Origin of the sequence: Aurantimonas sp. 22II-16-19i, from assembly GCF_002088275.1 — a bacterium.
Lineage (GTDB): Bacteria > Pseudomonadota > Alphaproteobacteria > Rhizobiales > Rhizobiaceae > Jiella.
This window is the reverse complement of sequence record NZ_AQQS01000006.1, coordinates 120707-140251: the sequence shown is the minus strand read 5'-3', so window position 1 is coordinate 140251 and position 19545 is coordinate 120707. Positions and strand designations below refer to the sequence as shown.

The 19545-nt window shown below is 68.3% G+C and carries 19 protein-coding genes; 10 read left to right on the top strand and 9 right to left on the bottom strand.

Annotation, left to right across the window (positions count from 1 at the left end; translation table 11 throughout):
- The first annotated feature begins 47 nt into the window (after positions 1-47).
- Genes ATO4_RS07630 through ATO4_RS07620 form a run of 3 tightly spaced genes read left to right on the top strand, consistent with a single transcriptional unit; the run spans position 48 to position 3410 of the window.
- Positions 48-1142, top strand: coding sequence for an ABC transporter permease (locus ATO4_RS07630; RefSeq protein WP_176222895.1), 1095 nt, complete (start codon positions 48-50; stop codon positions 1140-1142).
- Between the two features lie 17 nt (positions 1143-1159).
- Positions 1160-2905 carry a nitrate ABC transporter ATP-binding protein gene (locus ATO4_RS07625; protein ID WP_083590835.1) on the top strand — a complete coding sequence of 582 codons (1746 nt, stop codon included), beginning with the start codon at positions 1160-1162 and terminating at the stop codon, positions 2903-2905.
- 43 nt (positions 2906-2948) lie between these two features.
- The gene (locus ATO4_RS07620; protein ID WP_083590834.1) at positions 2949-3410 is read left to right on the top strand and encodes a globin family protein; all 462 of its coding nucleotides are present in this window, start codon (positions 2949-2951) and stop codon (positions 3408-3410) included.
- A 96-nt stretch (positions 3411-3506) separates the two neighbouring features.
- Here the strand turns inward: ATO4_RS07620 and ATO4_RS07615 are convergent, their stop codons facing one another.
- Positions 3507-3803: a hypothetical protein gene (locus ATO4_RS07615; protein ID WP_083590833.1), complete on the bottom strand. Its 297-nt coding sequence runs from the start codon at positions 3801-3803 to the stop codon at positions 3507-3509.
- Positions 3769-4065 (bottom strand): BrnT family toxin, encoded by a 297-nt coding sequence (locus ATO4_RS07610; protein WP_083590832.1) that lies wholly within the window; start codon positions 4063-4065, stop codon positions 3769-3771. Before ATO4_RS07610 ends, ATO4_RS07615 begins: the two co-directional genes overlap by 35 nt.
- 82 nt (positions 4066-4147) lie before the next feature.
- Here ATO4_RS07610 and nirB point away from each other — a divergent pair, with 82 nt between their 5' ends.
- From nirB to ATO4_RS07595, 3 genes are all read left to right on the top strand, one after another.
- Complete coding sequence (gene nirB / locus ATO4_RS07605) at positions 4148-6601, top strand: nitrite reductase large subunit NirB (protein WP_083590872.1); 2454 nt, start codon at positions 4148-4150, stop codon at positions 6599-6601.
- A complete protein-coding gene (nirD, locus tag ATO4_RS07600; protein WP_083590871.1) occupies positions 6601-6954 on the top strand; it encodes a nitrite reductase small subunit NirD in 354 nt (117 codons plus the stop codon). The genes nirB and nirD overlap by 1 nt, the downstream gene beginning before the upstream one ends.
- Before the next feature lie 215 nt (positions 6955-7169).
- Positions 7170-9965, top strand: a complete 2796-nt coding sequence (locus tag ATO4_RS07595; protein WP_083590831.1) for a nitrate reductase — start codon at positions 7170-7172, stop codon at positions 9963-9965.
- A gap of 223 nt (positions 9966-10188) precedes the next feature.
- On the opposite strand, the gene ATO4_RS07590 is transcribed toward ATO4_RS07595, so the two are convergent.
- Entirely contained in the window at positions 10189-10557 is a 369-nt protein-coding gene (locus tag ATO4_RS07590; RefSeq protein ID WP_083590830.1) for a flagellar export protein FliJ, read from the bottom strand.
- A gap of 361 nt (positions 10558-10918) precedes the next feature.
- Here ATO4_RS07590 and ctrA point away from each other — a divergent pair, with 361 nt between their 5' ends.
- Positions 10919-11608: a cell cycle two-component system response regulator CtrA gene (gene ctrA, locus ATO4_RS07585; protein WP_083590829.1), complete on the top strand. Its 690-nt coding sequence runs from the start codon at positions 10919-10921 to the stop codon at positions 11606-11608.
- 126 nt (positions 11609-11734) lie between these two features.
- Here the strand turns inward: ctrA and ATO4_RS07580 are convergent, their stop codons facing one another.
- From ATO4_RS07580 to hisA, 4 genes are all read right to left on the bottom strand, one after another.
- A complete protein-coding gene (locus ATO4_RS07580) occupies positions 11735-12085 on the bottom strand; it encodes a helix-turn-helix transcriptional regulator (protein ID WP_083590828.1) in 351 nt (116 codons plus the stop codon).
- A gap of 48 nt (positions 12086-12133) precedes the next feature.
- Positions 12134-12331, bottom strand: a complete 198-nt coding sequence (locus tag ATO4_RS28250; protein ID WP_245308626.1) for a type II toxin-antitoxin system RelE/ParE family toxin — start codon at positions 12329-12331, stop codon at positions 12134-12136.
- Between the two features lie 245 nt (positions 12332-12576).
- A complete protein-coding gene (gene mbfA, locus ATO4_RS07570; protein WP_083590870.1) occupies positions 12577-13554 on the bottom strand; it encodes an iron exporter MbfA in 978 nt (325 codons plus the stop codon).
- 174 nt (positions 13555-13728) lie between these two features.
- Positions 13729-14466 (bottom strand): 1-(5-phosphoribosyl)-5-[(5-phosphoribosylamino)methylideneamino]imidazole-4-carboxamide isomerase, encoded by a 738-nt coding sequence (gene hisA / locus ATO4_RS07565; RefSeq protein WP_083590827.1) that lies wholly within the window; start codon positions 14464-14466, stop codon positions 13729-13731.
- 239 nt (positions 14467-14705) lie between these two features.
- On the opposite strand from hisA, the gene ATO4_RS07560 reads away from it, so the two are divergent.
- The gene (locus ATO4_RS07560) at positions 14706-15560 is read left to right on the top strand and encodes an RNA methyltransferase (protein ID WP_083590826.1); all 855 of its coding nucleotides are present in this window, start codon (positions 14706-14708) and stop codon (positions 15558-15560) included.
- Here ATO4_RS07560 and ATO4_RS07555 read toward each other — a convergent pair.
- Both ATO4_RS07555 and ATO4_RS07550 read right to left on the bottom strand, forming a co-directional pair.
- Entirely contained in the window at positions 15545-16948 is a 1404-nt protein-coding gene (locus ATO4_RS07555) for a hypothetical protein (RefSeq protein WP_083590825.1), read from the bottom strand. The two genes, ATO4_RS07560 and ATO4_RS07555, sit on opposite strands and share 16 nt — an antisense overlap.
- A gap of 277 nt (positions 16949-17225) precedes the next feature.
- Entirely contained in the window at positions 17226-17816 is a 591-nt protein-coding gene (locus ATO4_RS07550; RefSeq protein WP_083590824.1) for a DUF1134 domain-containing protein, read from the bottom strand.
- A gap of 306 nt (positions 17817-18122) precedes the next feature.
- Here ATO4_RS07550 and ATO4_RS07545 point away from each other — a divergent pair, with 306 nt between their 5' ends.
- Positions 18123-18773: a histidine phosphotransferase family protein gene (locus ATO4_RS07545; RefSeq protein WP_083590823.1), complete on the top strand. Its 651-nt coding sequence runs from the start codon at positions 18123-18125 to the stop codon at positions 18771-18773.
- Between the two features lie 336 nt (positions 18774-19109).
- A complete protein-coding gene (locus ATO4_RS07540) occupies positions 19110-19490 on the top strand; it encodes a response regulator (RefSeq protein ID WP_176222894.1) in 381 nt (126 codons plus the stop codon).
- Positions 19491-19545 lie beyond the last annotated feature (55 nt).

Genomic DNA, 19545 nt, shown 5'->3' with positions numbered 1-19545 from the left:
CGGCGCTCTCATTCGGCACAAAAAACTCCATTCGAGGACATCGCGAGATGACCACCGCCTCCGACTTCATGGGCGACGTGCCTTCGGCCGAAGCGCGCCGGGTGCTGAAGCGCGAGAAGCGCATGATGCGCATCACCCGGGCCAGCGGCCCGCTGACCGCCATCGGCCTCGGCTGGACCGTGCCGATCATGAAGATCGCCGCCGGCGACGATGCGAGATCCAATCTCAAGGGGCTTTGGATGGGGCTGGTGGTGCCGCTGATCGGCATCGCCGCCTTCCTCGCCGCCTGGGCGGCTCTCGCCCCGCAGGTGCAGACCTCGCTCGGCACGGTGCCCGGCCCCGCCGCGGTCTGGGGCCAGGCCGAAGCGCTCTATGCCGACTACCAGCGCACCTCCGCCGACAAGGCGGAGTTCTACGAGCGCCAGGAGGCACGCAACCAGAAGCTCGTCGAGGCCGGCCATGCCGACCGGGTGAAGGTGCGCGACTATACCGGCGCGCCCACCTATCCCGAGCAGATCCTCACCTCGCTGAAGACGGTCTTCCTCGGTTTCGTCCTCGCGACGATCATCGCCGTGCCGGTCGGCATCGCCTGCGGCCTGTCGTCGACGGTGAGCGGCGCACTGAACCCGCTGATCCAGATCTTCAAGCCGGTTTCGCCGCTGGCCTGGCTGCCGATCGTCACGATGATCGTCTCGGCGCTCTACGTGAACGCCTCCGACGCCATGCCGAAATCGATGGTCGTCTCGGCGATCACCGTGATGCTCTGCTCGCTCTGGCCGACGCTGATCAACACCGCCCTCGGCGTCGCCTCGATCGACAAGGATCTGGTCAATGTCGGCAAGGTGCTGCAGCTCTCGACGACGAAGACCATCACCAAGCTGGTCCTGCCCTCGGCGATGCCGCTGATCTTCACCGGCCTGCGGCTGTCGCTCGGCGTCGGCTGGATGGTGCTGATCGCCGCGGAGATGCTCGCCCAGAATCCCGGCCTCGGCAAATTCGTCTGGGACGAGTTCCAGAACGGCTCGTCGGATTCCCTCGCCCGGATCATCGTCGCGGTCATCACCATCGGTATCGTCGGCTTCGTTCTCGACCGGATCATGGCCGCGCTGCAGACCGCCTTCACCTTCTCCGGCACGCGATGATGCGGAAGGAACGCCCCATGGCCACGCCCCCGATCATCGAGCTGAACAAGGTCTCCAAGTCCTATGGCGAGGGCAAGCACCGCGCCGAGATCCTGAAGGACCTCGATCTTCAGGTTGCGGAAGGCGAGCTCGTCGCCATCGTCGGCTTCTCCGGCTCCGGCAAGACCACGCTGATCTCGCTGCTCGCCGGACTGATTGCGCCGGATGCCGGCGAGGTCCTGGTGCGCGGCGACAAGGTCACCGGCCCCGGCCCCGAGCGCGGCGTCGTCTTCCAGTCCTATTCGCTGATGCCCTGGCTGTCGGTGCGCGGCAATGTCGCGCTCGCTGTGGACCAGGTCTTCGCCAAGGCCCCGAAGGCCGAGCGGCGCGCCCGGATCGACAAATACATCGCCATGGTCGGCCTCTCCCATGCCGAAAGCCGCAAGCCGGCGGAGCTCTCCGGCGGCATGCGCCAGCGCGTCTCGGTGGCGCGGGCTCTCGCCATGAGCCCGGAAATCCTCCTCCTCGACGAGCCGCTCTCGGCTCTCGACGCCCTCACCCGGGGAAAGCTCCAGGACGAGTTCGCCGCGATCTCTCAGATCGAGAAGAAGACCATCGTCCTCATCACCAACGACGTCGACGAGGCGATCCTTCTGGCCGACCGGATCATCCCGCTCGATCCCGGCCCGCGCGCTTCGCTCGGCCCGTCCTTCGCCGTCGACCTGCCGCATCCGCGCGATCGCACGGCCATGAACGGCAACGAGACCTTCAAGCGCCTGCGCCGCGAAATCACCGGCTATCTCGTCGAAAAGGGCCGCCACGCGAGCGCCGAGGCCGGCGACGCCGTCGCCCTGCCCAATGTCACGCCGATCACCCTCGGCGCCAGGCGGCGCGTCCCCTCGCCGGACCTGCCCAAGGCCTATCTCGACGCCGCCCGCTCGCCGATCGAGCGCGGCTTCGTCGAATTCTTCGAGGTGCGCAAGGTCTATCCGACCCCGAAGGGGCCGCTCACCGTCGTCGACGGCTTCGACCTGAAGATGCGCCAGGGCGAGTTCGTCACGCTGATCGGCCATTCGGGCTGCGGCAAGTCGACGGTCCTGTCGATGGCCGCGGGGCTCACCGACATCTCCTCGGGCGGCATCATTCTCGACGGCCGCGAGGTTTCGGGTGCCGGCCCGGACCGCGCCGTGGTGTTCCAGGCGCCGTCGCTGATGCCCTGGCTGACCGCCCGCGAAAACGTCGCGCTCGGCGTCGACCGGGTCTATCCGAACGCCGCGCCGGCCGAGCGCCGCGACGTGGTCGAGCATTATCTCCACCGGGTGGGTCTTGCCGATGCCATGCACCGCAAGGCGGCCGATCTTTCCAACGGCATGAAGCAGCGGGTCGGCATCGCCCGGGCCTTCGCTTTGTCGCCGAAGCTGCTCCTCCTCGACGAGCCCTTCGGCATGCTGGACTCGCTGACGCGCTGGGAGCTGCAGGACGTCCTGATGGACGTCTGGAAGCGCACGGAGGTGACCGCGATCTGCGTCACCCACGACGTCGACGAGGCGATCCTCCTCGCCGACCGGGTGGTGATGATGACCAACGGCCCGAGGGCCAGGATCGGCAAGATCATGAGCGTCGACCTGCCCCGCCCGCGCAGCCGCAAGGCACTGCTCGAGCATCCGGACTACTGGCGCACTCGCCAGGAACTGCTCGATTTCCTCGAAGAATACGAGGGGGGCGCACGGCCCTCGCCCCGCTCGAAGCCGGACAGCACCCCGTTGAAGGTGGCTGCAGCATGACGGCCGAAGCTTCACGCCAACCCGAAACCACGGAGAAGCAGCCATGACCGCAGATGAAGTCGCGCTCGTCCAGTCGAGCTTCGCCCAGGTGGCCCCGATCGCCGATACCGCCTCCGCCCTGTTCTATGGGCGGCTGTTCGAGACCAATCCCGAGCTTCGGCCGCTGTTTGCCGAGGACATGACCGAGCAGCGCCGCAAGCTGATCCAGATGCTGGCGATGGTGGTCGGCGGGCTGTCGAGGCCGGAGACGGTGCTGCCGGCCGCAGGGGCGCTCGGCGTGCGTCATGTCGCCTATGGCGTCACGCCGGAGCATTACGCGCCCGTCGGTGCCGCCCTCCTCTGGACGCTGGAACAGGGGCTCGGCGAACATTTCACGCCGGAGGTCAGGTCGGCCTGGACCAGCGCCTACGGGCTCCTCTCCGGGACGATGATCCAGGAGGCCTATCCGCATCCGGCGACGATCGCGGTTCCCGCCGATCCGGCAGCCGGCGAAGGTCTGCACTGATGCCGCAGAAGCCCGTCGCCCTCGGCCATGCCATGACGCCCCGAAAGGCGCAGGAGGCGGCGTGATGACTGCTGACCGACGCCATGCCGGCGCGCCCTACTCCGCCGCCTCGTCCCTGCGCTCGGCGGCCTCCCGCAGGACGTCGCGCATCGCCTCTTCCCAGTCGGCGCCGAACGCCTTCCTGAAGGTCGCGACGGTCTTTTCCGGCACGAAGACGGCCCTTGTGTCGGTCAGCTTCTCGAACAGCTCGCGCGGCATCACATCCCGCGCCGGGCGCATGCGGTCCATCTGCTCGTCGGTCAGCGGCGGATTGTCGGGGTCCGACAGGGCCGCGGCGGTGATCGCGGCGTCTTCCTCGTCACTGATCGGCTCGGTCTGCCATCGCTTCTTCATAACGTCGCCTTTCCCGCTTGTTCGCCCGGCGAAGGCTGATGATCCGGATCCTGCCGTCCCGAACCACATAGATCATGATGTGCAGACGACCCAGCAAGGGCGCCGTCACGGAAAGCCGGTCTTCGCCGTAGTCGTTTCGGCTGTCCCGCTCGATGACCGCGACGTCCCAGAAGAATTCGCGCGCCAGCGAAAAATCCACGCCGTGCTTGGCGATATTCGCCCGCCGCTTCGTCTCGTCCCAGTCGAAGACCCGCCCCGCCATCGCCCGCGCCCCGGTTCGGCTCGCGCCAGTCTAGGTGGTGCCGCGGCCAACGACAATTGCCTGAACCATGGAGCCTTCGCCCATGCCTGAGAAACTCGTCGTCATCGGCAACGGCATGGCCCCCGGCCGTGCCCTCGAACGCCTCTTCGAACGGGCCCCCGGCCAGTATGAGGTGACGATCTTCAACGCCGAGCCGCGCGTCAACTACAACCGGCTGATGCTCTCGCCGGTGCTGTCCGGCGAAAAGTCCTATGCGGAGATCGTCACCCATGACGACGCCTGGTACGCGGCCCACGGCGTCACGCTGCACAAGGGCAAGCGGGTCGAGGCGATCGACCGGGCGGCAAAGACCGTCACCGCGGCCGACGGCACGACGGCTTCCTACGGCAAGCTGATCGTCGCCACCGGCTCCAACCCCTTCATCGTGCCGATCCCCGGCTCCACCCTTCCCGGCGTCCTGACCTATCGCGACCTCGACGACGTCGAGAAGATGCTGGAAGCGGCGAAGACCGGCGGCCGTGCCGTGGTCATCGGCGGCGGCCTGCTCGGCCTGGAGGCCGCCGCCGGCCTGAAGCTGCGCGGCATGGACGTCACCGTTCTCCATCTGATGCCGACGCTGATGGAGCGCCAACTCGATCCCGCCGCCGGCTTCCTGCTCGAGCGGTCCCTGAAGGAGCGCGGCATCGACGTCGTCACCAAGGCGAACACCCACGCCATCCTCGGCGAGGACAGGGTCGAGGGCGTGAAGCTCGACGACGGCACGGTGATCGACGCTGCGATCGTCGTCATGGCCGTCGGCATCCGGCCGTCCACCGATCTCGCAAAACAGGCGGGTCTCGACGTCGGCCGCGGCATCAAGGTCGGCGACGACATGCGCACGTCGGACCCCGACATCTTCGCCCTCGGGGAGTGCGTGGAACATCGCGGCATGTGCTACGGCCTTGTCGCGCCGCTCTACGAAATGGCAGAAGTGGTCGCCGCGCAGCTCTGCGGCCCCTGCGAAAACGCCTATCTCGGCTCGGTCACCTCGACCAAGCTGAAGGTCACCGGCATCGACCTGTTCTCCGCCGGCGACTTCGCCGAGGCCGACGACCGCGAAGAGATCGTGCTGCGCGATGCCTCGGCCGGCGTCTACAAGCGCCTGGTCATCCAGGACGATGCGATCATCGGCGCGGTGCTTTATGGCGAGACGGCGGACGGCGCCTGGTTCTTCGACCTGATGAAGAAGAAGACGAAGGTCTCGCAGATGCGCGAGACCCTGATCTTCGGCCAGTCCTATCAGGGGGGCGCCCCCCTGGACCCTATGGCGGCCGTTGCAGCCTTGCCGGATGATGCGGAAATCTGCGGCTGCAACGGCGTGTGCAAAGGAAAGATCACCGGGACGATCACGGCCAAGGGCCTGACCTCCCTCGACGACGTGCGCGCCCACACCAAGGCGTCCTCCTCCTGCGGCACCTGCACCGGCCTCGTCGAGCAGCTGATGGCACTGACGCTGGGCGACGCCTTCAACCCGCAGGCGATCAAGCCGATGTGCTCCTGCACCGATCTCGGCCATGCCGAGGTCCGCCGGCTGATCGTCGCCAAAGCCCTGAAATCGATCCCCGAGGTCATGCAGGAGCTCGAGTGGAAGACCTCCTGCGGCTGCGCCAAATGCCGCCCGGCGCTGAACTACTATCTCCTCGCCGACTGGCCGGGCGAATATGTCGACGACGACCAGTCGCGCTTCGTCAACGAGCGCGTCCATGCCAACATCCAGAAGGACGGCACCTATTCCGTCGTCCCGCGAATGTGGGGCGGCATGACTTCGGCGAAGGAGCTTCGGGCCATCGCCGACGTCGTCGACAAGTTCCAGATCCCCTCGGTCAAATGCACCGGCGGCCAGCGCATCGACATGCTGGGCGTCAAGAAGGAGGACCTGCCGGCCGTCTGGGCCGACCTCAACGCCGCCGGCATGGTCTCGGGCGCCGCCTACGGCAAGGCGCTGCGCACGGTGAAGACTTGCGTCGGCACCGACTGGTGCCGCTTCGGGACGCAGGATTCCACCGGCCTCGGCATCCGGATCGAGCGCTTCATGTGGGGCTCCTGGACCCCCGCCAAGGTCAAGATGGCGGTCTCCGGCTGCCCGCGCAACTGCGCCGAGGCGACCTGCAAGGACGTCGGCGTCATCTGCACCGATGCCGGCTTCGAGATCCACTTCGCCGGCGCCGCCGGCCTCGACATCAAGGGCACCGAGGTGCTCACCCAAGTCAGAACAGAGGAGGAGGCGCTGCAGACGATCGTCGCCCTCGTCCAGCTCTATCGCGAGCAGGGACACTATCTCGAGCGCATGTACAAATGGCTGAAGCGGGTCGGCATGAGCTCGATCCAGGCGGCCATCGTCGACGATCCCGAAAAGCGCCGGCACTATTTCGACCGCTTCGTCTTCAGCCAGCAGTTCGCCCAGCGCGACCCCTGGGCGGAGCGCGCCTCGGGCGCCATGGCCCGCCACGAGTTCGAGCCGATGGCCGCGATCGGCTTCAGGGAGGCCGCGGAATGATGACCAGCTCCTGGCACAGGATCGGCCTTCTCACCGACATTCCCCGCCGCGGCGCCCGCTGCGTCGTCACGCCGCTGGGGCGGATCGCCGTCTTCCGCACCGCGGAGGACCGCATCTTCGCCACCGAGGACCGCTGCCCCCACAAGGGCGGACCGCTGTCGGAGGGGATCGTCCATGACTCGTCCGTCACCTGCCCGCTCCACAATGCGGTGATCTCGCTCACCAGCGGCGAGATGCGAGGGCCCGACGAGGGCCGGGTCCGGGTCTTCGCCGTCCGGGTCGATCCGCTGACCGAGGTGATCGAGCTTTCGCTCGCCGAGCAGGTGGCGGAGTTGCACGAGGCGGCCGAATGACGGGCGTGATCGGGTGAGGGAGCCCCACGTCGATCCCGGCGCTGCGGGAGGGCGATGGAAGTTTTTCCGAGAACCCGGCCTCCTCGTCAGACGGCCGCGCCGGGTTTCCAGCCCCAGCGGATCAGACGGAGCCCCCGGGAGCGCGCCCGTCCAAAGAACCGTCGATCCGCTGCGCCCTCCGCAAGCCAGCCGCCACAACCGATAAGGGACATCCCATGGACGTCGCCCCGACGCAAAAGTCCGTCCGCACCACCTGCGCCTATTGCGGCGTCGGCTGCGGCATCCTGGCGACGCCGCGCGACGACGGCGGCGTCGCGATCGCCGGGGATGCGGAGCATCCGGCAAATTACGGCCGGCTGTGCTCCAAGGGCTCGGCCCTCGGCGAGACGCTGGGGCTCGAAAGCCGGCTGCTGCATCCCCTGCAGCACGGCGTGCGGACCGACTGGGACACCGCCCTCGACCTCGTGGCGGACCGCTTTTCCCGCACCATCGCCGAGCACGGGCCGGATTCCGTCGCCTTCTACGTCTCCGGCCAGCTCCTGACCGAGGACTACTACGTCGCCAACAAGCTGATGAAGGGCTTTCTCGGCTCGGCCAACATCGACACCAATTCACGGCTCTGCATGGCCTCCTCCGTCGCCGGCCATCGCCGCGCCTTCGGCTCGGACACCGTGCCCGGCACCTATGAGGATCTCGAACGCGCCGATCTCGTCGTCCTCGTCGGCTCGAACCTTGCCTGGTGCCATCCGGTCATCCATCAACGGCTCGCCGCGGCCAAGGCCGCGCGGCCATCGATGAAGGTCGTGCTGATCGATCCCCGCCGCACGGCGACGGCCGAGATCGCCGACCTCCACCTGCCGATCGCGAGCGACGGCGATACGACTTTATTTGCCGGCTTACTTCGTCATCTCGCCGACGTCGGCGCGATCGACCAGGCCTATGTCGCCGCCCACACGGCCGGCTTCGACGCCGCTCTCGAGGCCGCCGCCGGGCTCGACATTCCGGCCGTCGCCGCCGCCACCGACCTCGAGCCCACCGACGTCCGGCGCTTCTACGAGCTCTTCGCGGCAACGGAGACGACCGTCACCGTCTACAGCCAGGGCGTCAACCAGTCGGTCTCCGGCACCGACAAGGTCAACGCCATCATCAACTGTCACCTCGCCACCGGACGGATCGGCCGGCCCGGCATGGGACCCTTCTCGATCACCGGCCAACCCAACGCCATGGGCGGGCGCGAGGTCGGCGGCATGGCCAACATGCTGGCCGCCCACATGGGACTGGAGGACGAGGCCGCGCGCGACATCGTTCGCCGCTTCTGGAACGCACCGAGGCTCGCCGAGAAGCCCGGCCGGAAGGCGGTCGAAATGTTCGACGCGGTCGCTTCCGGGTCGATCAAGGCGATCTGGATCATCGGCACCAATCCGGTCGTCTCGATGCCCGATGCCGACAAGGTGGCGCGGGCGCTCGCCGCCTGCCCCTTCGTCGTCGTCTCCGATGTCGTCGCCCGCAATGATACGTTGAAGCATGCGCATGTGGCCCTGCCCGCCGCCGCCTGGGGCGAGAAGGACGGCACGGTCACCAATTCGGAACGCCGCATCTCGCGCCAGCGCGCCTTCCTGCCCCTGCCCGGCGAGGCGCGGCCGGACTGGTGGATGATCTGCGAGGTCGCAAGGCGCATGGGCGCCGGCTCCGCTTTCGACTACCAGGGCCCGGCCGCGATCTTCGACGAGCACGCCCGGTTGTCGGCCTTCGAGAATGCCGGCAGAAGGGATTTCGACATCGGCGGCCTCGCCGGGCTGGGTGCAGCCGGCTACGACGCGCTCCGCCCGGTGCAATGGCCCCGGCCGGCCGTAACGGTTGAAGGCGGCGCAGTTTCCGTCCCGCACCCCGCATCTGCGACCGCCGAGGATACCCGCTTCTTCGCCGCGGGCGGCTTCTTCCACGCCGACGGCCGTGCCCGCTTCGTGCCGGCGCCGGCCGTGCGCCGAGTGCCGGACGACGCCGCTGCGGAGAGCGTCACCACGACACCGCCCGACGCCGCGACGCCGGGCGCAGGCCACCTCACCCTCAACACCGGCCGGGTGCGGGACCACTGGCACACCATGACCCGCACCGGGCTTTCGGCGCGCCTCTCGGCCCACATCGCCGAGCCCTATGCCGAGCTGCATCCGGCCGATGCCGCGCGGCTCGGCCTTGCCGAGGCCGATCTCGTGCGGATCCGCTCGCCCCGCGGCGAAGTGGTCGTCCGGGTGCTGATCAGCGACCGGCAGCGCCAGGGCTCCGTCTTCGTGCCGATGCACTGGACCGGCGACACGTCCTCCCGGGGCCGGATCGACGCACTGGTCTCCTCTGCGGTGGATCCGGTCTCCGGCCAGCCGGGGCTGAAGGCGACGGCCGTCACCGTCAGCCGGTTCGAAGCCGCCTGGTACGGCTTTGCCGTGACGGCGGAGCGGCCGCAGACGGCGGGGCTCGACTATTTCGCGCTGGCCCGGGCGGAGCGGGGATGGCGGCTGGAGATGGCCGGCCTTGCCGCTTCGCACGACCCCGCCGGTCTTGCCGAACGGCTCTTCGGCGTCCCCGCAGGCGCCATTCTGGCCTATCGCGACGCTGCGGGCGGCGCCCATCGCTTTGCCGCCTTTGCCGGGGAACGGCTGGTTGCCGCGCTCTATCTCTCCCGCGAGCCGGTCGCCGTGTCGCGGGGCTGGGCCGCCTCGCAGCTCGCAGCAGCCCATCCGTCGCCAGCGCGCTACCGGCTGCTCGCCGGGCGCGGCGGAGCCGACCGGCCGGATCCCGGCGCCATCGTCTGCTCGTGCTTTTCGGTCGGGGTCAACGAGATCGCCGGGGCGGTCACCTCCGGCCGGGCGATGAGCGTCGAGGAGGTGGGACGGCTCCTGCAGGCCGGCACCAATTGCGGCTCCTGCCGCAGCGAGATCGCAGGGATCGTCGCCGGGATCGTCCCCAAGATCGTCCCCGGGATCGTCAACGGCGCCGAGTTGCAGCGCTCGGCGTAACCGGCGACCGGCGTCCCCGCGCGAGGCCACCGGATGGAACGCGGCGTTCCATCAAAGGCCGCGACCGGACGCGCGAATCGACTTGAGGGACCCGAGGACGCCGCCGCGCCGGCGGCGAGCGCGTCCACCGAAGAAGCGACCGTCCGGCCCGTCCCGCCGGGCGCCGCGCCGATGGCGAACGCTTCCCCGGCCATGCAGTCCTGCGGCAGAGGCGGCGCCCGCCTCAGCCGATGGCGGTGCGCCGCGGCTCGTGATCGTCGCGCAGGCCGTCGCGCTGTTCCATCTTCTCGGCGTTTTCGAGCTCGGCCTCGGCCTCTTCCAGCGACAGCCTCGCCGCATTGATCTGGACCTTCAGGTCCTTGGCGGAGTTCTGCAGGTTGTCGCGCCGCAGGCGGGCCGCCTTGGCGAAGGTCGAATAGGCGAAGTGGTTCATGTCGGTAATCCCCGACTTTTTTTCTTCGTTGAGGATCTGGGCGTCCAGCTCCGCGGCCATCCGGGAGAAGTCCTCCAGCATGAGGTCGAGCTGCTCGACCTGGCGACGCTTCTCAAGAACCTTGAAGCGCGTTAGCCGCACCATGTTGTCGCGTTTCATGCACACACCCTCAACTCACGGCTCCGCCAGGCGGAGCGCGTTAAAACTCAGCGCGGCGAACTGCTTCGGGCAAGGCTCGTGACCTATGCCCTTAACCGTCTGTTTACGCGCACGGTTAATCATAGGATCGAGGGTTTAAGGCAGGGTAAACCGAAACGGCGAGGTCTTCTGCCCGGCAGGAGACGACCGACAAGGAGCTCTGCCGGCTCCCGCCAATCAGGCCGCGGTACTGCTGCGGCCTGGGTCCATGACGGACCAGGAGGATTTGTTAACCATTCAGTGCCAGTTTGGGCCAAACGATGACAATAATCGCTATGCCGAATTTCCCGGGTTCGGCTCGGCTGGCTGAGAGGACTTTCTGATGCGCGTTCTTTTAATCGAAGACGACAGCGCGGTCGCACAGAGCATCGAATTGATGCTGAAGTCGGAGAGCTTCAACGTCTATACGACCGACCTCGGCGAGGAGGGCGTCGATCTCGGCAAGCTCTACGACTACGACCTGATCCTCCTCGATCTCAACCTGCCCGACATGTCCGGCTACGAGGTGCTGCGCACCCTGCGGCTGTCCAAGGTCAAGACGCCGATCCTGATCCTTTCCGGCATGGCCGGCATCGAGGACAAGGTCCGCGGCCTCGGCTTCGGTGCCGACGACTACATGACCAAGCCGTTCCACAAGGACGAGCTGGTCGCCCGCATCCACGCCATCGTCCGGCGTTCCAAGGGCCATGCCCAGTCGGTCATCCACACCGGCGACCTGACGGTCAATCTCGACGCCAAGACCGTCGAGGTGAACGGCCAGCGGGTCCATCTGACCGGCAAGGAATACGCCATGCTGGAGCTCCTGTCGCTGCGCAAGGGCACGACCCTGACCAAGGAGATGTTCCTCAACCATCTCTATGGCGGCATGGACGAGCCGGAGCTGAAGATCATCGACGTGTTCATCTGCAAGCTGCGCAAGAAGCTGGCGACGGCCGCCGATGGCAAGAACTACATCGAGACGGTCTGGGGCCGCGGCTACGTGCTGCGCGAACCCGAAGAAGTCGCCGCCTGAGTTCAGCGGGCCGCTCGTCGGCCCCTCCCCGAAAGCAGAGACGCCGCGGATCCTACTGGTTCCGCGGCGTTTTCGTTTCGGGTGGCGGAGATCGCGCTTCGGCCGAACGAGCCGGGCAGCGCCGGGTCAGTCCGTCTCCTGTGCAAGCGTCTTGCGAGCGTCTCCCACGGGGGCCTTGCGAGCGATATCAATCTCGATCGTCGCATCTCCCGGCATCTCGGCGATCACGCGAAGTCGGCCTCCCAGGCCTTCGACATACCGGTTGAGTGTCGAGAGCAGCATGTCGTCTCTGCTCTCCAGGCGGGAGACATTGTACTGCGACATTCCGGTCGCTTCCGCGACCTCGTGCTGCGTCCGGTTCAACCCCTTGCGAAGCTGGCGAAGGCCTTCGGCACGCAGGAGGCTCTTCGCCGTCTTCTCGACGCGCGCGAGACGCTCCGGAGGCAGGCCCTTCTTGACGTCGTCAAGGCTGCGCATTTTGCATCTCCTTCAAATACCGCTCGTAACGGGCATCGGCAATCGCGATCAGATCCTTCGGCTCTCGTTCTTTCCGCCCTTGTCTCCACCGCACAAGAGGACGGCCCTTCTCTCGGGATCGAAGACGAACGCGATCCGCCAGACGGCGGTTCGTTGCCGAAATCGAAGCTCCTTCATGTTGGCGTGCTTGGAATTCTTGAGAGAATCCACCTTGGGTCGGCCAAGATTCGGTCCGAACTCCTGCAAGACGGCCAGATGGGCCAACAGGTGGTCCTGCGTCTCTTCATCCAGTGCCTGGAACTCTGGATCGAATTCCGGATGAAAGAGAACGGATCCACGCCATGATCCATCTTAGCGCCAGAGAAACATGCTCTCAAGCGCATATTCACTGGCGGTAGCAGGGCGACGACCCGGTGACTCTCGCCCCCCGGCCCCTCACCGAGGCACAGACGCGTTGAGGACCGCTCTTGGGAGGCCGCCCGTCCGTCTCGTCACCCCGCCCCGATCGCCGCCCCGGCGGCGAGCACCAGCGCCCCGCCGACGACCACCTGCACCGCCGCGCGCCAGACCGGCGTCTCCATGAAGCGGTGCTGGATCCAGACGATCGCCCAGAGCTCCAGGAAGACGATGGCGAAGGCGAGGATCGTCGCCGTCCAGAAGTCCGGAATGAGGTAGGGCAGCGCATGGCCGAGGCCGCCGACGGTCGTCATGATGCCGGAGGCGAGGCCCCGCTTGATCGGCGAACCGCGGCCAGACAGCTTGCCGTCGTCATGGGCCGCCTCGGTGAAGCCCATCGAGATGCCGGCGCCGACGGCGGCGGCGAGACCGACCAGCAGCGTCGTATGCGGGTCGCGCGTCGCGAAGGCGGTGGCGAAGATCGGCGCCAGCGTCGAGACCGAGCCGTCCATCAGCCCGGCGAGCCCCGGCTGGACGAGGGTCAGAATCATCTGGCGCCGGGCGGTCTTGTCCTCCGTCTCCCGGCTCTCGCCGCCGAGGTTCTGCTCGGCCAGTTCCTCGGCCCTGTGCTCGTGGTCCCGCTCGGCGGCCGCGAGATCGCCGAGCAGGCGGCGCGTGCCGGCATCGGTGCTGCGCTGAGCGGCGACCTCGTAGAAGCGCGCGGCGTCCTTCTCCATCCGCTCGGCCTCGGAACGGATGCGCTCCAGCCCGAGATTTTCGACCAGCCAGACCGGCTGGCGGGAGACGTAGTCCGAGACATGCTCGCGCCGGATCAGCGGGATGGTCGGACCGAAGCGCCGTTCGTGCTCGGCGATCAGCGCCCGGCGATGGCCGTCCTCTTCCTTCGCCATCTCGCGGAAGATGCTGGCGCTCGCGGGATAATCCGCCTCCAGCCGCTCGGCATAGCCGGCATAGATCCGCCCGTCGTCCTCCTCCGCGGAGATCGCCAGCGCCAGGATCTCGCGTTCGGACAGGTCGGAGAAGCGGCGGCGTCCGGGGGCGAAGGAGAACATGGCGACCTCGCATGGCTGGTGCGTCGACAGGATCATCGCGCAGAGATTATTTAGAATAATTCCAATCTATAGATTCCCAGCTGCCCATGCCAGAGGGTCGCGGGCCGCGATGTCGGCGCCCCACTGCGCCGGATCATGGTCTGAAAGAAGCCGGCCGCACCGGCCCGCCGGGGCTCAAGCCACCCCCGAGAGCACCTTCAGCGCCTCGGCCGCATCCAGCCGGCCGTCATAGAGCGCCCGCCCCGAGATCGCGCCCTCGAGCTTCGCCGCGTCCGGCATGGTCATGCGCACGACGTCGGCGATCGAGGCGAGGCCGCCGGAGGCGATCACCGGGATCGAGACCGCCTCGGCGAGGTCGATGGTCGCCTCCCAGTTGATGCCGGCCAGCACCCCGTCCCGGTCGATGTCGGTGTAGATGATCGCCGCGACGCCGGCGTCCTCGAAGCGCCTGGCCAGATCGACGGCGGTCAGTTCGGAGGTCTCGGCCCAGCCCTCGACGGCGACCTTTCCGCCTTTGGCATCGATGCCGACGGCGATCTGCCCGGGGAACCGCCCGGCCGCCGCCTTCACGAGATCGGGATCGCGCACCGCCACGGTGCCGAGGATCACCCGCGACAGGCCCTTGGCGAGCCAGCGTTCGATGTCGTCCATCGTGCGGATGCCGCCGCCGAGCTGCACCTTCATCTCCTTGCCGACGGCGCCGAGGATGGCGTCGACCGCATCGTCGTTGACCGCCCGGCCGGCGAAGGCGCCGTTGAGGTCGACGACGTGGAGATGGCTGAAGCCGACGTCCTGGAAGGCCTTGGCCTGGCCCGCCGGGTCGGCGTTGTAGACCGTCGCCTCCTCCATCAGGCCGAGCTTCAGGCGCACGCAGGCGCCATCCTTCAGGTCGATCGCGGGAAACAGGATCATGGCTTGGGTCTCGCTGTTCGATGACGCGTCAGGCACCGCTCCGGCACCGCGACGCGGAGCGGAAGCGCCCGCCCGGTGAGAAAACTCCGGCAACCGGGCCGCGGCGCCCCGCAAGGATAGCCCCCTCTGCCCTGCCGGCCGGATCCCTGCAAGGGGAAGATGCCGGCGCGAGCGGGCGGAACGCGCGTGCCGGCGCCCGAAGGCCTTCAATCCGCATCGCTGTTCCTGTATCGACAGGCATGGCCCTGACACCCGACATCGCCGCCCGGCTCATCCAGATCACCGATGCCGACGATCCGCGCGTCGCCGACTATGGCGACATCCGCGAGCGCGACCGCATCGGCGGCGGCGGCTTCATCGCCGAGGGCACCGTCGTTCTCGACCACCTCATGAAATCCGCCCGCTTCCGGCCGACCAGCCTGTTCGTCCTGAAGAGCCGTGTGGAAGGGATCGCAGAGCGGCTCGCCCGCGTCCCCGGCGACGTCCCGGTCTATGTCACCGACCGCGCGGTGATGGACGAGGTTGCGGGTTTCGCCATCCATCGCGGCGTCCTCGCCCATGGCGTCGAACGCGAGGCTTCGGGCGAAGAGGCCGAGCGGGACGAGACCGGCGGGCTCGCCGACCTCCTCCACGCGGCCCACCGGCATGGCGGCCCGCTGGTGGTCGCCGTCGGTCTCGCCAATCACGACAATGTCGGCGCGATCTTCCGCAACGCCGCTGCCTTCGGCGCCTCCGGCGTCGTGCTCGACGCCACCTCCTGCCACCCACTCTACCGCAAGGCGATTCGCGTGTCGGTCGGAACCGCCCTGACGCTGCCCTGGCATCACGGGTCGGCGAGCGAGGCGATCGTCGCGGCGCTGGAGGTCTCCGGCCACCACAAGGTCGCCCTGTCGCCGCGCGGCAGGATCGATCTTGCGCAGTTCGCGCCGCGGCCGGGCATCGCCCTTCTCCTCGGCAGCGAGGGCCGCGGCCTGCCGGAGGCGCTGCTGGAACGCTGCGAGACGGTGCGGATCGCGATGGCGCCGGGGATCGACAGCCTCAACGTCGCGACCAGCGCGGCGATCGTGCTGTCGCGGCTCTATTCGGCGGCGTGATCGCGCGCCTCTTCGCGGATTCTGCGGACCCGGTCGGCGAGCGAGGGCTGCGAGCCGTCCTGCGCTCCGGCCAGGGCAACCGGGCTCTCGGCCGCGAGGATGGTATCGAGGGGCGAGCGCGGCCCCTCCTTCTCGGCGGTGAGCGCGATGACGCGGGCGGCGAGTTCGCCGACCTTCTGCCGCAGGCCTTCGTCGTCGAGATCGTCGGGAAAGTCGGGCCGCGCGGCAAGGCCGAGGCTCTCGGCGAGCGAGGCCGTCGGCTCTGGCGCAGCGCCCTCGCCGGAAAGCGGCGCGGCCTGGGTTCCGGCGGCCGCGCCGGGCATGCCTGCCGGCGCGGCGGGGACCTGCGGCGCCGGTGACGTTTCACCGACGGCGGCCGCCGGCCCGGGCGGAACCGCGGCGACGGCCTGCTTCGGCGCCGGCTGTGCGGCGGCAATCCTGGCTGCGGACGTGGTGGCAGACGTGGCGGCAGCCTTGGCGGCGAGCTCCGCCGCCTCCGCCTCCTCGCTGCGCCGGCCGAAGGCGGGCCGCACGGCCGGGCGCAGCCGCAGCCGTCGCTCGGCCGAAAGATCGTCCTCCGGTGCGGCATCGGGAACAGCGTCGCGGGCCGGGCCGGGGTGATGGGAGGCACCGAGGGCCGCGGCGCTCGCCGTTTCGCCGAGCAGCCGGGCGACCTGCTCGTCGCGCTCCGACAGCTGCGCCGCCAGCCGCGCCGCCTTGTCGTCGAGCCGCTTGACGGCATTCTTCTCCCTGGCGAGATGGGACTCGAGGGACGTGACTTCGCCGCGCAGCCGCTCGACCGCGTGGCTCGCCTCGCGGCGGTTGCGCTCGGCCTCGCGCAGCGCATCGGAGAGATCCTCCAGCCGCGCCTCGAGATCGACGATCATCGTCTTGCGCTCGTCGGCGATGGCGCCGAGATCGGTGAACCGGGCGGCCAGCGCCTCGAGTTCGTCGGAGCGGATGTCGAGATCGTGGCGGACGGCGCGCAGCTCGGCGTCGAGTTCCTCGATCTCGGCGTCACGGATCGCCATCTGCTCGCTCGCCTCCTCGAGCTCCGCCGTCGTATGGGCGAGGCTCTCGACGAGGACGGTGTTGCGGGCGCGCAGCTCGGCATTCTCGCCGGCGACGCGGCCGGCCTCGGCCCGCGCCAGGGCAGCCTTCCGGGTCTCCGCCTCCGCCTTCATCTCGCGGCGCCGGGCAGACTGGGCCGCCTCGGCCCTGACGTGATCGAGGCTGGCACGGATCTCCCGCGCCGAGGCAGGAATGGCGGCCCGATACTCCCTGAGAGCGAGACGCCGGGACCTCGACCAGAACAGCGGCGCGATCACGAGCGCGATCAGCGTCGCAGTCAGGAAGCCGGACACGAATGTGAGGGCGGTGGCGATCATCGAAGTTCCGGAAATTCACGTCCTTCGCGAGGACATATAGAACATTTGCGCGTCCGATGCGCGACTCGGCGGCGCGAAGGGACATAAAAGCAACGCCCTATGGTGAATTGGTCACGGAGCACATCGCGGCCTCGCCCCCTGCCGGCGGACGGGTTCCGCCGGACCTGGCCAATGCACAAGCGCCGGGCCGCGCTTGCGGTTCCGGCGCCGGGTGGACGAATTCGGGCCGCCGCCGCCCGCGCGAGGGGCGCGGCGTTGCCGGGATCGGATGCCGGGATCAGAAGGGGTTCCAGGTCGGCATCGGCGTCAGCTTCAGATAGCCGAGATTGAGGCCGAGCCGGGCGCCGACGCCGGTCTTCACCGGGACGAGCAGGACGTTGTCGCGCGCCAGCACCGTCATGCCGACGCCGCCGACGAGATAGGCGCTGCCCGAGATGCCGCCGAAGCGGCCGAAGACGGAATCGACCGAGGGCAGGTTGTAGACCAGCATCATGGTGCGGGCACCGTCGCCGCCGACGTCGAAGCCGAGCGAGGGGCCCTGCCAGAAGATCTTGCGCTGCCCGGCATTCTTGGTGAACAGCGTGCCCTCGCCGAAGCGCAGGCCGCCGAAGAAGGCGCCGGAGGCTTCCTGGCCGAGGATGTAGCCGTTCGGCAGGCCGTAGCTCTGGAAGGCCCGCTCGACGAGCTGGGCGAGCCCGCCCGACGTCGAGCCGAAGAACTGCTGGCCGGTATTGATCACCTCGTCCATGGTGTAGCCGTTGCGCCCGACGGCCTGGGCGGCGGCGGGGCTGGCGAGGATGCCGATCGCCGCAAGGCTGAGGCAAGCGGCGGCGAGAAGAGTGCGGAACGTCCCGATGATCGAGCGCATGATCCATTCCTTTCGCGTAAGAGGCCATGTCGGCCCCAGGAGGGACGGGGTCGTCCCATTCCCGCGCAATTTGATCCGATCGTGGTTTCCGAATGCCTAATGCATTGCGAAGAACCCGAACTTTCCCGTTCCCGCCGGCTTCGCGGTGGTCGGACCGGTGCTTGCGGGAGGGCATCGGGCGCCGCCACGGGCCTGTCGCCGGCCTCGGCCTCGGTTGACCTCCCGGCGCCACGGAATCATGGTCCGACGAGAAAACCGGCGATGATTCGCCCTTCGAAACGAGCTGACCCGAGCCAAGGTGTGCCCATGACCAGCCTGCCCTCCATTTCCGCGGCGGATCTTGCGGCGCTTCTGTCGAGCCGCCTGTGCCACGACATCATCTCTCCGGTCTTCGGCATCCAGAGCGGGCTCGAGCTCCTCGACGACATGCCCGGCGACAAGGAATCCATGGAGCTGGTGCGCTCGTCCCTGAAGGCGGCCGTCGCCAAGCTGCAGTTTGCCCGCATCGCCTTCGGCGCCGCCGGGTCGCAGACCGCGACGATCGACCTCAACGACGCCAGGACGGTGGCGACCGGCTACATGGCGCACGAGAAGCCGAACCTCGTCTGGGAGGGCGAGCCCGGCTACGTGCCGAAGAACTGCGCCAAGATCGTCCTCAATCTCGTCGTCATGGCGAGCGCCTCGATCAGCCGGGGCGGCGAGGTCAAGGTGATGATCGACAGCATCGAGCCCTTCGGCGCGACGATCAGCGCCACCGGCCAGCGCATCCGCCTGCAGCAGCGGCTCGTCCAGATGCTCGACGGGGTGAACGGCGAGGAAGCCCTGGATGCCCAGGCGATCCAGCCCTACTACACGCTCTTCCTCGCCGAGGAATCGGGCCTCGCCGTCACCTATGAGAAGACCGACGAGCAGGTGGTGTTCCGGCTCGCCCCCAAACCGGCCGAAGCCGCCGCCTGATCTGCGCCAAGCACTGTTGGCGACGGGCGCGCCTCACGGACCGATGGAGCGCGTCCGCGGGGCGGGTCATCGCTCGCAACCAGCGCGTTTCAGACGGCCGCGCTGCAATTTACTCGACGTTAGCCATCTTCCTGAACGCTCTGGCAAAGCCGTCACGTTACCGTGGCGTCACGTGAGAGCGGCGCGGAGAACGTGCCTTGCGGCGTGCTGCCGGCAGCGCGCAAGCGCGATCGCATCGCCGCGGCGTCGAACGACGCCCGCACGGCTCTGCCGGCCGCTGCAGCGCCGCCTCTCGCCTGTTTTGCATCGGGACACCCCGCGTCGGAGGATGAAGCCTTGAAGACCTGCCTGATCATCGACGCCGCCCCGGTCATCCGGAAGATCGCCTTCCGGCTCCTCAGCCGCGACGGGCTCGACGTCGATACGCTGGAGAAGCCGGCCGAGGCGTTCGACTGGATCGAAAGCCACGGCGCGCCGGACCTCCTGATCGTCGCGGCGAGCGCACAGGACAAGACCGTCGTCGACGAGATCAAGCGCCTGCGCGAGCGGGCCGGTGGTTCGATGCACATCGTCGCGATGATCGTCGAGGCCAATCTCGGGCTCATGACGCGGCTGAAGCGGGCGGGCGTCGAGGGCTATCTCTACAAGCCGTTCGACCGGCAGTCCCTCGATAACGGCCTCCGGGCGTTCCTGGCGCCGGAACGAGCCGTGGCCTGAGGCGGAGGGGGTTTCCGTCGTTCCATCGAACGCCAGTGGATGGCGTAGGTGCGAT